This is a genomic window from Mesorhizobium sp. M0960 (genome assembly GCF_040319055.1).
GTDB lineage: Bacteria > Pseudomonadota > Alphaproteobacteria > Rhizobiales > Rhizobiaceae > Mesorhizobium.
In genome coordinates this window covers 1-12,208 of sequence record NZ_JAMYNN010000041.1, presented here as the reverse complement: position 1 = coordinate 12,208, position 12,208 = coordinate 1, and the positions used below count along the sequence as shown (strand labels likewise).

The window sequence follows — 12,208 nt, the reverse complement described above, 5'->3', positions numbered from 1 at the left end:
CTGGGAACCGGCGAAGGTCCAGTTGCGCCTTCCCAGAGCAATGCCACGCAGCGCTCTTTCGGCCGCGTTGTTGCTGAGGCAGATTCTGCCGTCGTCGATGAAGCGGGCGAAGTCGGCCCAGCGCCTGAGCATGTAATTGATTGGCTTCAGGACCTCGGAAAAGCGCGAGAGGGTATCGCGCTCGCGGAGCAACCAGGCGTGCGTGTCGTCGAGAAGTGGTTTGCTCTTCTCCTGCCGCACGGCATACCGCTCGGCAGCGCTGCGGCCGTTGATGGCGCGCTCGATCTCGAACAGCGCGTCGAGGCGCCTGACCGCCTCCAGCGCGATCGGGGAGATCGGTTTGCCCTTCTTGCCGTCCCGGGCCTTTTTCGCGAATGTCGGCCAATTCGAAGAATCCTCGCCGCGCATGGCCGTAGCAAAAGGCCGGCGTGATCGGAGCCAGTCGAACAGCGGCTCGAAGCCACTGTAACAGTCGCACTGAAGGATGCCGGCGAACCCGGCCAGATGCTTCTGAGGACGCTCGCCGCTTCGCCAGGATGCGAATGGTGGTGTCGTCGCCATGGAGGCGCTCGGCCGCGAGCACATGGCCCTCGATCAGCTGGAAGAGCGGCATGACGGCGAAGGTTCCGTGGCCAGCCTGATCGGCTAGCGTCGACAGCGGCAGCTCGATCCCCTCGGCCTTGAAGCGCGCGCTCTGGCGGTTGAGTGGAGCATGCATGCCAAACTTGTCGAACAGGATTGTCGCCAGCAGTTGGGGACCGATGAAGCCGCGCGGCGTGACATGGAACGGCGCCGGCGGCTGGCGGCTTTGTCCATGAGCTTCAGCCTGTCATAGGCGCGGTCGGCGAACAGATGCTTCACCCAGGGCCAACGCTTGCGGATACCGTCCAGGATCGCCTGAGCCCCGGCACTTTCCGAGATATCGGCGGTGGTGAGGTTGACCATCAAGGGCCGCCCATCCGTATCGACGGCAATGTGTCGCTTGCGGCCGACGATCTTCTTGTCGGCGTCGTAACCCCTTGTTTCAGCTTGCGGAGCTTTGACCGACTAGCTGTCGATCACGCCAGCCGTGGGACTGGCCTCGCGCCCGGCTCGCTCGCGATCCAGCATCGCCGCCATATCCTGGATGGTCTGGAACAGAAAACGCTGCGCCAACTCGCGAAACCAGCCGTAGTAACGCACCGCGTTGACCACCTCGCGAAAATCAACCTCGCGCGGACGGCCGCGACGTCAAGGCTTGGCATCAGCGGCGCGAACTGCTCCCACCTGTCAAATCACACAGGTAGCGCTGTCTTCTTGGCAATCTGGGCCATCCGGCCATGGCTCTGCTTTGTCCACATCCACAGCCTGAATCATAACCAAGCCTCAGACGAAACCCATCCCAAGCCGATTTCAAAACGGTCTCTTGGCTCGTTAGGTTCGTTAAAACGACTTCTTGAGCAACCTGCTAGAACTGATAGTTCACGAACCTGTCGAATGCTGTCAGCTTTGAATTATTATCACCGTAGGCAAACTTTGCTGGGCAGCTGGGTTCTCGTTATGACATCTTACGATCACATCGACCTTCGGGGCTGGCAATCACATCGTCTCCTCAAGCAAATGGGAATTCCGAGGCTCTGCCCCATCCGCCAAAATTGCAGATCCCCTTGATGACGACGCTTGAGCGCGCTCTTGGGCAGGACTCGGGAAGAGCGGTTTGGAGGAACAGCGTGTCGCCGATCGTTCGCGAGTCGCACCCGGATAAAGGCATCATGGACCCGAGCTTGGCGGCTCAACATCGCCCCTTCGGGAGGAAATTGTAAGCACTTCAATGGCAAGTGCCTGATGCATCGCTGCAATAATAGATGAGGTTGACAAAATGTCGATTTTGAATAACGGGCTTGTTTTTGCTGGTACCCGGGGACTCGCAACCCGCTGCATCCTGTTTATCATCGAGACTTGTGGCAAGGAGCTAGTCTCGGCTATTCTGGGAGCGTCCGCAAACGAGAAAACATGGTGGAGCAGCGAAACGAGCGAAGAGCTTTGGGAAGTCGCAGATCGATACGGTATACCGTATTTGGAGTCAATGGACGACATTTCCCGTCATGGAGGTTTTCTCGTAAGCGTACTTTGGTCCAGCATCTTTCCCGCCCACATCCTCGCGCAGTTCGATCGAGGAGGAATCAATCTGCATCCAGCTCCCCTGCCCGAATATCGTGGCAGTGATGGACGGACGCATGCAATTCTTAATGGCGACAAGAGCTTCGGAGTGACCGTCCACCACCTTTCGGAGCATCTAGATGGGGGAGATATCATCGATGAGTTGCGGTTTCCTGTTCTGCCTTCGGAAACAGCTCTCTCACTCGATACCAGAGCACAGCTTTATGGATACGCGCTCTTCTGCGAGGTTTGGCTCCGCCTGTTGGACGGATCCGCTACCCGGCGATCCCAAGCAGCGCTCATAGCTGAGGATAAGCGTGAGGCTGGGCTCTATAACACGCGTATGACCAGCGAACTCTTGGAATCGCCGGACGTTCCGCGCAGCGCGGAACAACTCGAGCAGCTCTATCGCGCCTTGTACCTTCCGCCACTCATCACGCCTCCGAAATGGCTCGTTGGTAGAGTTCAGACTCACGAACGACTCGTGAGTGTCAGCGATCTTGTCGGTTTGAAGCCACGCTGAGTAGTTCCCGTGGTCCCTGCGAGGCTCTACCTCGTCTTCAGGCCACTCGATCAGCCTCGGGCCGATTGTAGTCCCTGGGCCGGCCGCAAGCGGACGGCGGCGAAGCGGGAATTGAGTTCAGTGTTGGTTCCTTCACGCCAAGTGATGGTCCGCCAAGTCTCGTCGTCGAACTCCTCGGCCAGGGCCTTGGCCGAGATCGGCTTGTGATCGTCGGTTCGGCCGACCCGGGACGGCGGCCGGCCTCGTCCGCTCCAAGGCTTCGGCCGCAGAGGACTCTCGCCTGGATGCCTGACGCTGAGTGTGAGCTGAACGCCGACAATACAGGTCAGACCGAGCTCGGACAGGCCTGCGCGGAAACCGCCGTTGGCGCCGTATCCGGCGTCAGCGACAACCACGCCGGGCGCGACGCCCCCCCGATCTGCTCGAGCGGGATCTGCGGCTTGATCTGGAACGTGGACCTCTGCCGGAATCTTTGCCTTCTTGCGTTGTTCCGGATACTCCGCCCAGCTGTGCGGGAGATACAATTCCGTATGCGATCAAAGCGAGGCTGCATGATTGCCGATCGATAGGCTGACCGCGTCTGACAGTTGTTCTGCTTGCCCAACTGGCTGTCAATGACCGTAAGCGGTTAGCTGATGGCTGCTGGCTTGAAGTCCCAGAGCATGAGCATGTCGATTTCGGCTGCGGACCGGGGTTGAGCGATGCGGGTCAAAGTCTGGGATAGCCAGGCGAGCGGATCGACGTTGTTCATTTTTGCCGTCTGCAGAAGGGTCGCCACGGTCGGCCAAGTTCGTCCACCGCCCTCGCTGCTGGCAAATAGGCTGTTTTACGAGTAATTGTCTGGGGCCTGAGGGCTGCTCGCGCGGGTCGTGTGCTGGATCTGTCCTGGCTGCGCGACGAGGTGGCGAACCTCTACTGCACCGACAATGGCCGCCGCCCCGGCATCGATCCCGAGGTGGCTGTCCGCCTGATGCTCGCGTGGTTTCCTGCTTGGAATTGTGCATGATCGCCGGCTGATGCGGGAGGCGCACGTCAACATCGCGATCCCGTGGTTTGTCGGCTATGGCGTCGAGAGCGATGGTCAGAGGAGGATCAACGTCTCTACCAACGCCACCGGTGGCGCTCGGAAGGCTTCCATCGCGAGGCGAAGAACTGGCACGGCCTGGCCCGAGCGATCCGACCGGGTCTCGCCAATATGAAGATCCAAGCCTACCTCACCGCAGCGGCGGTGAACCTGGATCAAGGCCCTCTGCACCGCACGACCAGCGCACACGCTCCGCCTATATCTTCGGCGCGATCTGCCCCAAGCACGGCAAGGCCGCAGCTCTCGTCATACCATGGTGCGATACCCATGCCATGATCGAGATCTCCCGAAACGCCTGCGCGCTCTCAACAGCGCGGGATAATCGTCACCCTCAACAGCCGCTTTGTTGACGCGCCCCTTGGAAAGACACAGGGAGGCAAGGTCGCAACCGGCGCACTCACTGGAGCGCGAATAGAAGAAGCGGCCGTGCTTCACCGGCCTAGTCGGACGTAGGATCTTTCCCCGCGGACACTTCAAGATGTCGTGCTTGGCATCGTAGCGGAAGCGGCGAAGCGGGACCGGGCTACGGGTCGGCTCTGCCTTGGCCGGAATCAACGCATCAATGCCGCGACGTCGCCAACGATGCGCACGCATCCTCATCATGGACCAGGCAGGATGGCACATGTCCAACAACCTGCTGGTCCCCGAAAATATCACCATCCTGCCCCTGCCGCCGAAATCGCCCGAACTCAATCCGGTCGAAAACATCTGGCAGGTCATGCGTGAAAACTGGCTCTCGAACTGCGTCTTCAAATCCTACGAAGACATCGTCGACCACTGCCGCCACGCATGGCGAACTCTGTAAGGCCGACTGGAAGATCATGTCCATCGTTTGCAGAAAATGGGCGAATGAGTTCTGATCAATGAGGGCTGGTATGAGACATCTCGATTGCGTCGTCCACTCCGGACGGGCGTTAGCCATCTGAAAACGCGATGGCACCGCCCTGGACTTTATATTGGCGAACTTAATGGCAAGTGACGCATAGTATGGGTTGAAGAATCTATCCACCGATGTCCCCAAAACAGAGCGCACGAGTGATCAAAGAGGTCCTTCTCGCACCTGGCAACGGCGCATTTTTTTATGATGATCAGGCTGCAATCAAGTCCGGCGCAATTCAGCACGGCTTCATCTATGCTGGCAAATCGATGACGCCTGGGTTCACGTCGATTCGCATTCCAGCATCTTCGCTAAGCGTTGGGCTCGTCCTTGCCGACGACACCGTTGTTTGGGGCGACATGATGAACGTCCAGTACTCTGGTGCCGGCGGACGCGATCCTCTGTTTGACACGAATCAAATCTCAGATTTGACATCGCGCGCTATCGCGCCGCGGCTTCTTAATGTCGATGCCTCTCGCTACCTTGATGCCTGCGCGAAGGTTTTCAAGCCCTTCGAAGACGAGCGGTTACCTCTTGCGATTGAGTATGGCGTTAGCCAGGCGCTCCTTCGCGCAGCGGCCCATCTTCATCGTGCGACGATGGCGGAGATCGTATGCAATGAATTTATCCTGCCGCTGCCAACGCGTAGGGTCCCGGTTTACTGCCAGAGCGGCGATGCTCGCGAAATTAACGTCGACAAGATGATCCTGAAAGCGGTGGATGTGCTTCCCCACGGCCTGATCAACTCGCGGCAGAAATTCGGCGTGGACGGCCAAACCTTCGTGGAGTTCGTGAAGTGGGTTGCAACCCGTACGCGCCAAATCGGCCGCCCAGGATATCATCCGGTGCTGCATTTTGATGTGTATGGCTGGATCGGTCAGGAAATCGGCCTGGAGCCGCAACGGATCGCCGACTTTATCTGCAAGGTTGCAGATACCGTTCCGGGGTTCACGCTCAACATCGAGTCCCCGGCGGATTTTGGTTCGACGCATTCTCAAATTGAGAACTACGCACAGATCGTATCTATCTTGGACAACCGGGGTTCTAGCGCACGCATTGTCGTGGATGAGAGATGTAATACACTTGAGGACATTCGGCGCTTTGCTGAAGCGAAGGGCGCGCACCTCGTTCAAATCAAGACCCCGGATGTTGGCTCAATAGCCGACACGGCGCGCGCAGTTCTCATCTGCAAGGCGAACAAGATAGGGGCGTATGTCGGGGGAAGCTGTACTGAGACCGAACTATCCGCCCAAGCTTCAGTCCACGTTTCGGTGGCGACCCAGGCCGACATGATGCTCGCAAAGCCCGGAATGGGTGTCGATGAGGCTTTCTCAATTGTCGGGAACGAACAAAACCGGTTGCTAGCGATGCTGAACCGTCGTCGGACTCAAAACGAAAACGTTGGATGAAAAGCGCAGTGTGTTACCAATGCAAAATAGCCTTGACGGGATCACAGTTGTTGCGGTTGAGCAGGCCGTGGCCGCGCCTTATGCGTCGTCTCGCCTTGCGGATGCCGGCGCCCGGGTAATCAAGATCGAACGGCCGGAAGGGGACTTTGCCCGAAGCTATGACAAGTTGGTTCGGGGGCAGAGTGCTTACTTCGTCTGGCTCAACCGGGGAAAGGAGTCGGTGTGTCTGGACCTGAGGTTGGAGGCGGACCGCGAGGTCCTCGACACGCTCATTGCCGATGGTGACGTCTTCATCCAGAATCTGAAGCCGGGCACTATCGAAAAACTGGGTTTCGGGTCTGCTGATATGCGTCGCCGATATCCGCAGCTGATCACCTGCGACATCTCGGGTTTCGGGGAGAAAGGGCCATATTCCCACTTGAAGGCTTATGATCTCATTGTCCAGGCCGAAACAGGTCTATGCGCGATCACCGGCAACCAACAAGGGCCCGCGCGTGTAGGGCTCTCGGTTTGCGACATCTCGGCGGGCATGACAGCGCATGGCGCCATTCTTCAGGCCCTCTATCACCGCGAGGTCACCGGCGAAGGCACCAGCATCCAGGTGTCACTGTTCGATGCCGTCGCCGACTGGATGAATGTTCCGGTTCTGCAAAACGACTACAGCGGTTATCACACGGTACGCGCGGGTGTGAAACACCCGTCGCTGGCGCCGTATGGCGCCTATCGTTGCGCCGATGGCAAAGACGTCATCTTTTCGGTTCAGAATGACCGCGAATGGGTAAACTTCTGCGAGAAATTCCTTAGGCAGCCGGAGCTCACACGCGCACCTAGTTTTGCCGACAACATGGAGCGCCTCGGTCACCGCGCGCAACTTGATGAGATCATCGAAGCGCGTTTCTCCGAACTAGGCAGCGAAGAGGTGATGCAGGAGCTTGAGGCGGCCGGTTTGGCATATGGCCGACTGAACGAAGTGGCGGATATTTCAAAGCATCCCCACGTTCGCAGGGTTGAGGTTGGCACACCTGAAGGAACTGTAGAGACGATAGCGCCGGCGGCTATCTTCAACTCTGAGCGCCCCTGTCTGCGCCCAGTTCCGGCTCTTGGCGCCCATACTGAGACTGTCCGCGAGGAGGTTCTGGCACGTTTGCGCGAAAGGGCCGCGTCAGCGTGAACCCGCGTTTCGGTAAGGTGAGTGCGCTCGCGATTTACAAAGAGCCTGTGTACCTCGGATCATCTCATCTCATCGTATCCGCCATCCAGCAAGCTCACCGCCACCGCCCTCGTGAAATCGACCGCTGAGGCAACTCCATGATCAAGGACACCGTTCCGGCCGTTGAAAGCCCGATGTCTGTACCCCGCTGGAGATCCCTGCTCTTCGTTCCCGCTCACGTTCCGCGCTTTGTGGAGACTGCCCATGAGCGCGGGGCAGATGGCGTCATACTCGACCTCGAGGACTCCGTTCCCCAAGATCAGAAGGCAGAGTCACGGCGGCAGCTTTCTGCATGCGTGGCAAAGGTGGGCCGCATGGGCGCATCCGTTTAGGTTCGAGTCAATCGTGGTTTGCGTGCCTTAGCGGCCGATCTCGATGCAGCGGTGATGGCTGGTGTTGACGCACTGGTTCTTCCGAAGCCGGATTCGGCAGAGTGGATTTTAGAGATGGCTAATGCGGTCCGAACTCGAACGAGAAAGAAATCTTTCGCTGGGATGCATCCGGTTCCTTGCCCTGATCGAAACGCCGGGCGCTTTGCAAAGGCTCGCGGCCATTGCGTCGGCGCATCCAAGGATGGTCGCGATGGCACTGGTCCTGAAGATTTCAGTGCTGCTGTTGGCGGCGCCCCGGAATTTGACCTTCTCTTGACGCCGAACCTTTCTGTTCTTTTTGCTGCCCGCGCGGCCGGCTTGCTCCCGCTGGGCTTTATTGGAAGCATCGGCGAGTTCTCGGACACTCATAAAGTTCGTGAAGCTGCGGTGCATGCGCGGCGGCTTGGCTTTTCCGGAGCTTTGGCGATCCATCCGGCACAGGTGGCCATATTCAATGAGGCTTTCTCGCCAAACGCACAGGAACTCGAGTGGCCTCGTCGCGTCGTCGCGGCGGAAAACAATGCCGCCACGCGTGGACTTTCTGCATTCTCGTTGAATGGCAAGATGGTCGACCCGCCAGTAGTTTGGCGCGCCCACGAGATCCTGGCTCTGGCCAGCAATTACTGAGCTGCATTTAATCAGCGGCTGGATTTCGAGACATGGCCCGACGGTTTGTCTTGCCTGCCATCTCGTTTCGAGATAGATAAGAAGGCACTGGGGATCATGCCCCGGTTGGATTTGGTCATCGTGGACATCAGGCAGTTAAGATACTTTGTCGGCGTCGTCGAAGCCGGCAGTTTCACGAAGGCAGCTGCGACCCTCAACGTTGCTCAAAGCGCTCTAAGCCTGCATGTGCGTCAACTGGAGGTAGGATTTGGCACCCAGCTGCTGGTGCGCGATAGGACCGGTGTCAGCGTCACGGCGTCGGGAGACAAGCTGCTTGAGCGCGCGCGGATCATCCTGAAGGAAATTCAGCTCACTGAGGCGGAACTGACAAACTCGGTGGCTGCTCCTTCCGGAGAGGTGACCATTGGCATTCCGTCCGGAGCCGCTCGCGTCCTTAGCGGTCCCCTGCTTGAATCGATGAGAAGCGAATGGCCGAGGATCTCACTTAAGATGATCGAGGGCATGACTGGACCGCTGGAGGAGTGGATGGCTGCTGGCCGCTTCAATCTGGCAGTCCTGTACCGCACTGCGGAGAGCGTGGGGCAAATGACAGTGCTGGCCCGCGAAGAGTTTTGCCTAGTGGTGCCTCCGGGTGAACCGCCTTTCGAAGATTCGATACCGCTCGCCGACCTGCATGCGTTTCCGCTGGCGGTTCCGATGCGCAATAACAATGTCAGGCGTTCGGTGGCTGATGTCGTTGCGCAACACGGTTGTGTGCTCGACGTAAGATTCGAAGTCGACTCCCTTTCTACGATCATCAATATGGTGATGGAAGGAAAGGCGTATTCTATTCTTACCCCGTCAGCCATTCAGAAAGAGGCGTCTCAAGGCCAAGTCCGGACGGTTAAAATCATTGATCCAGTGATCACCCGTTCCGTTGTGCTTGCCGTCAACCCGAAAGATGAGCGCTCTCCAGCCGTTTCTGCGGTCCGCAAGCTGATCCCCAAGGTCGTCAGGACATTGATCGAGAGCAGGCACTGGTCGGCCACGGCTCCGGACCGGGCTTAGGCAGATCCTTCAAACCAAGTTCCAGGTGCTATTGCTCCTCCGCAACTGCCTGAGCCGTATCAATCTGTATTCGAGATGGTTTTGGTCGATATTCCATATTTGACCGGGCGTGACCATCGCGATGAAACTGCAGAGAAGCGAGCCTAGGCTGGATATCGGCTGGTCTCGCACTGGCAGGAATTCAGTCAAGCGGAGCATGCGATGCCCAACGCCACGAGCTATCAGCTTTTTATCAATGGCAGGTGGCGAGCCGGAAGTGACGGAACTACTCTGCCGGTAATGAACCCGGCGACAGAGAAGGTATTTGGCTCGGTGGCCGCGGCTTCAGCGCCGGACCTGGATGAGGCCCTTGCTTCGGCAGAGCGGAGCCGCAAGGCTTGGTCCGCACGGCCTGCAAAAGATCGTGGCGAGATCCTCGTAGCAGCCGCCAGGATCTTGGCAGCGAAGCTTGGAGCGGCAGCCAGGGACCTGTCGGCCGAACAGGGAAAGACAATTGCCGAAGCGACAGGTGAATATGCGCGCGCTGTCGAAACACTGGAGTGGAACGGCACCCACGCCGAAGAGCTGTCGGCCCCTATTCCGATGCGCCCGAACCGGGAAATCGTCCCGGAGCCCCTAGGCGTCGTTGCTGCCTTTACGCCTTGGAACTATCCCGTCGTTCTCATCGCCCGCAAACTCGCCCCCGCCTTGGCGGCAGGCTGCCCGGTGATCCTCAAAGGGGCTGAGGAGACACCAAGCGCGGCTGTCCATTTCGTCGAAGCCTTGCGACAAGCGGGTATTCCAGACGGCGTGGTCAATCTCGTCTTTGGCGTGCCGGTGCAAATATCCCGGCATCTACTCAGTTCGCCGATCGTGAAGATCTTGACTTTCACGGGCTCCACCGAGGTTGGAAAACAGCTCGCCAGGCTTGCCGCGAATAACCTGCAGCGGTGCATTCTTGAACTCGGTGGGCACTCCCCGGTCGTTGTATGCGAGGATGCCGACCTGGCAAACGCCGTACCGGCAATTTCGGAATACAAGTTCGAGTGCGCGGGCCAGAGCTGCAACGCCCCCAGCAGGATCCTCGTCGCGCGGACCCTCTACGAGGAATTCCTATCCCGATTGACGGAAGCCGCCCGAAAGATCAAGATCGGCCCGCCGGACGACCCTGCGACGGAGATGGGACCAATGGCAAACGCGCGGCGAATCGAGGCCATGCAGCGTTTGATCAAGGATGCGGTCGATCGCGGCGCCCGCATCGAAACCGGGGGCACCCGCCTCGACCAGCCGGGTTTTTACTGGCCGCCAACCATCCTGACGGGGGTGCCAAAGGATGCGAAAGTGCTTCATGACGAGCCGTTCGGGCCGATCCTCACCGTAGCGCCATTCAACACGATCGAGGAGGCGATCGAAGAAGCCAACGCCACTGAGTATGGCTTGGCCGCCTACTTCTTCACCGGCACCGCCGAAGCGAAACGGGCGCTGATCGGCGGTCTTTCGGCAGGCGCTCTCAGTGTAAATTACCTGAAAGGGGTTTCTGCAGATGCACCGTATGGAGGCGTCAAACAGAGCGGCTATGGATACGAGGGCGGCGAGCAAGGTTTTCGGAGCTTCCAGAACCTGAAACTGGTCAACGGTTCGCGTCATTCGGATGAGATTTCGTGAATAAAAAAACACGGACGATTGCCGGCAAGGATATCACAAGGAGCGTCGCCGACGCCCTTCAGTACATCTCGTACTACCATCCGCCCGACTATATCCGGTGCCTTTCGCAATCATACGCGCGCGAACAGAGCCCGGCGGCGAAGAACGCCATCGGGCAGATTCTGCTGAACTCTCGCATGGCGGCCTTCGGGCGGCGCCCGATCTGCCAGGACACCGGCCTCGTGGTGGTCTTCGCAAAGGTCGGCATGGATGCCCGCATCAAATCAACGGCCAGTCTCGCTGACCTGGTGAATGAGGGCGTCCGTCGGGCCTATCTCGACCCGGACAACCCCCTTCGGGTATCGATCGTTGCCGATCCGCTCGCCGGACGGATCAATACCCGCGACAACACGCCGGCGGTCATCCACGTCGACCTCGTGCACGGCAACCAGATTGAGATCACCATCGCCGCAAAAGGCGGCGGCTCGGAAAACAAGGCGCGTTTCACCACCCTGAACCCCAGCGCCTCCGTTGCCGACTGGGTGGTCGACACCGTTTCGACCCTTGGCAGCGGATGGTGCCCGCCCGGCCTGATCTCAGTCGGCATCGGTGGCAGCGCTGAAAAGGCGATGCTGCTGGCCAAGGAGGCCATGAACGAGCCCATCGATATGTCGGAACTGATCGCCAGGGGGCCCTCAAGTGCGGAGGAGGCACTGCGGGTTGAGCTTTATGAACGCATTAACGCGCTCGGCATCGGCGCCCAGGGCCTCGGTGGTCTTACGACAGTCGTTGACGTCAAGGTCGCGAGCTATCCTACCCATGCGGCGTCCAAGCCCGTCGCGCTCATCCCGCAATGCGCCGCCAACCGGCACCTGAAGTTTACCTTGGACGGCTCTGGACCCATCAGGCTTGAGCCGCCCGACCTTTCCGAATGGCCCCAGATCGGTCATGAGGATTTGCACACAACGGGCGTCCGGCGGGTCAATCTCGATGCGCTCACAACGGAGGAGACGGCATCGTGGCGCTGCGGGGAAACCCTTCTTTTGTCCGGAAAGATGCTGACCGGCCGTGACGCCGCCCACGAGCGCATAGTCGAGCTGATCGATGCCGGCAAGTCTCTTCCGGTCGATCTGCGGGGACGCGTGATCTACTACGTCGGACCAGTCCGCGCTGTGAGGAATGAGGTCGGGGGGGGGGGCGCGCCCCCCGCCCCCCCCCCCCCCAGACGGGGTTTAGATAAATAAATTAAGACGCACGCCGGGGTTTTAGTTGTGGGGCAGGAAGAGCATGGGGTGCGG

The 12,208-nt window shown here is 59.1% G+C and carries 10 protein-coding genes and 6 pseudogenes; 12 read left to right on the top strand and 4 right to left on the bottom strand.

The genetic code is table 11. The features are described 5' to 3' along the window. Together NKH63_RS30950 and NKH63_RS30945 are read right to left on the bottom strand one after the other, a co-directional pair. Window positions 1–718 (bottom strand): annotated as a pseudogene (locus NKH63_RS30950) (IS66 family transposase); the annotation flags it as partial. Window positions 719–801: 83 nt separating this feature from the next. Then, window positions 802–1,340: pseudogene (locus NKH63_RS30945) on the bottom strand (transposase); the annotation flags it as partial. A gap of 518 nt (window positions 1,341–1,858) precedes the next feature. On the opposite strand from NKH63_RS30945, the gene NKH63_RS30940 reads away from it, so the two are divergent. Further along, complete coding sequence (locus NKH63_RS30940) at window positions 1,859–2,662, top strand: formyl transferase (RefSeq protein ID WP_352920423.1); 804 nt, start codon at window positions 1,859–1,861, stop codon at window positions 2,660–2,662. Between the two features lie 50 nt (window positions 2,663–2,712). Here the strand turns inward: NKH63_RS30940 and NKH63_RS30935 are convergent, their stop codons facing one another. Together NKH63_RS30935 and NKH63_RS30930 are read right to left on the bottom strand one after the other, a co-directional pair. After that, the gene (locus NKH63_RS30935) at window positions 2,713–3,186 is read right to left on the bottom strand and encodes a transposase (protein ID WP_352920420.1); all 474 of its coding nucleotides are present in this window, start codon (window positions 3,184–3,186) and stop codon (window positions 2,713–2,715) included. A gap of 104 nt (window positions 3,187–3,290) precedes the next feature. Then, a pseudogene (locus NKH63_RS30930) lies at window positions 3,291–3,574 on the bottom strand (transposase domain-containing protein); the annotation flags it as partial. Here NKH63_RS30930 and NKH63_RS30925 point away from each other — a divergent pair. The 11 genes and pseudogenes from NKH63_RS30925 to NKH63_RS30870 all read left to right on the top strand — a co-directional run. After that, complete coding sequence (locus NKH63_RS30925) at window positions 3,534–3,668, top strand: hypothetical protein (RefSeq protein WP_502896387.1); 135 nt, start codon at window positions 3,534–3,536, stop codon at window positions 3,666–3,668. The pseudogene NKH63_RS30930 and the gene NKH63_RS30925 sit on opposite strands and share 41 nt — an antisense overlap. Before the next feature lie 60 nt (window positions 3,669–3,728). Further along, window positions 3,729–3,899, top strand: a pseudogene (locus NKH63_RS30920) (transposase); the annotation flags it as partial. Beyond that, window positions 3,899–4,082, top strand: a pseudogene (locus tag NKH63_RS30915) (hypothetical protein); the annotation flags it as partial. The pseudogenes NKH63_RS30920 and NKH63_RS30915, both read left to right, overlap by 1 nt. 226 nt (window positions 4,083–4,308) lie before the next feature. Then, the gene (locus NKH63_RS30905; RefSeq protein ID WP_502896386.1) at window positions 4,309–4,551 is read left to right on the top strand and encodes a transposase; all 243 of its coding nucleotides are present in this window, start codon (window positions 4,309–4,311) and stop codon (window positions 4,549–4,551) included. A 206-nt stretch (window positions 4,552–4,757) separates the two neighbouring features. Beyond that, complete coding sequence (locus NKH63_RS30900) at window positions 4,758–6,032, top strand: methylaspartate ammonia-lyase (protein ID WP_502896385.1); 1,275 nt, start codon at window positions 4,758–4,760, stop codon at window positions 6,030–6,032. Between the two features lie 19 nt (window positions 6,033–6,051). Beyond that, a complete protein-coding gene (locus NKH63_RS30895) occupies window positions 6,052–7,203 on the top strand; it encodes a CaiB/BaiF CoA transferase family protein (RefSeq protein WP_352920429.1) in 1,152 nt (383 codons plus the stop codon). A 137-nt stretch (window positions 7,204–7,340) separates the two neighbouring features. Continuing rightward, window positions 7,341–7,574, top strand: a complete 234-nt coding sequence (locus NKH63_RS30890; protein ID WP_352920414.1) for an aldolase/citrate lyase family protein — start codon at window positions 7,341–7,343, stop codon at window positions 7,572–7,574. 54 nt (window positions 7,575–7,628) lie between these two features. After that, window positions 7,629–8,240, top strand: a complete 612-nt coding sequence (locus NKH63_RS30885; protein WP_352920411.1) for an HpcH/HpaI aldolase/citrate lyase family protein — start codon at window positions 7,629–7,631, stop codon at window positions 8,238–8,240. Between the two features lie 120 nt (window positions 8,241–8,360). Next, the gene (locus NKH63_RS30880) at window positions 8,361–9,287 is read left to right on the top strand and encodes a LysR family transcriptional regulator (protein WP_352920426.1); all 927 of its coding nucleotides are present in this window, start codon (window positions 8,361–8,363) and stop codon (window positions 9,285–9,287) included. A gap of 201 nt (window positions 9,288–9,488) precedes the next feature. Next, window positions 9,489–10,931 carry an NAD-dependent succinate-semialdehyde dehydrogenase gene (locus NKH63_RS30875; RefSeq protein ID WP_352920408.1) on the top strand — a complete coding sequence of 481 codons (1,443 nt, stop codon included), beginning with the start codon at window positions 9,489–9,491 and terminating at the stop codon, window positions 10,929–10,931. Continuing rightward, window positions 10,928–12,115 (top strand): annotated as a pseudogene (locus NKH63_RS30870) (fumarate hydratase); the annotation flags it as partial. The gene NKH63_RS30875 and the pseudogene NKH63_RS30870, both read left to right, overlap by 4 nt. Between the last annotated feature and the right edge of the window lie 93 nt (window positions 12,116–12,208).

Bases quoted from the DNA above. Each gene is read 5' to 3' on its own strand.
- NKH63_RS30940 (WP_352920423.1), top strand. From the start codon at position 1,859: ATGTCGATTTTGAATAACGGGCTTGTTTTTGCTGGTACCCGGGGACTC.
- NKH63_RS30875 (WP_352920408.1), top strand. From the start codon at position 9,489: ATGCCCAACGCCACGAGCTATCAGCTTTTTATCAATGGCAGGTGGCGA.
- NKH63_RS30905 (WP_502896386.1), top strand. From the start codon at position 4,309: ATGCCGCGACGTCGCCAACGATGCGCACGCATCCTCATCATGGACCAG.
- NKH63_RS30890 (WP_352920414.1), top strand. From the start codon at position 7,341: ATGATCAAGGACACCGTTCCGGCCGTTGAAAGCCCGATGTCTGTACCC.
- NKH63_RS30885 (WP_352920411.1), top strand. From the start codon at position 7,629: ATGGCTGGTGTTGACGCACTGGTTCTTCCGAAGCCGGATTCGGCAGAG.
- NKH63_RS30900 (WP_502896385.1), top strand. From the start codon at position 4,758: ATGTCCCCAAAACAGAGCGCACGAGTGATCAAAGAGGTCCTTCTCGCA.
- NKH63_RS30895 (WP_352920429.1), top strand. From the start codon at position 6,052: ATGCAAAATAGCCTTGACGGGATCACAGTTGTTGCGGTTGAGCAGGCC.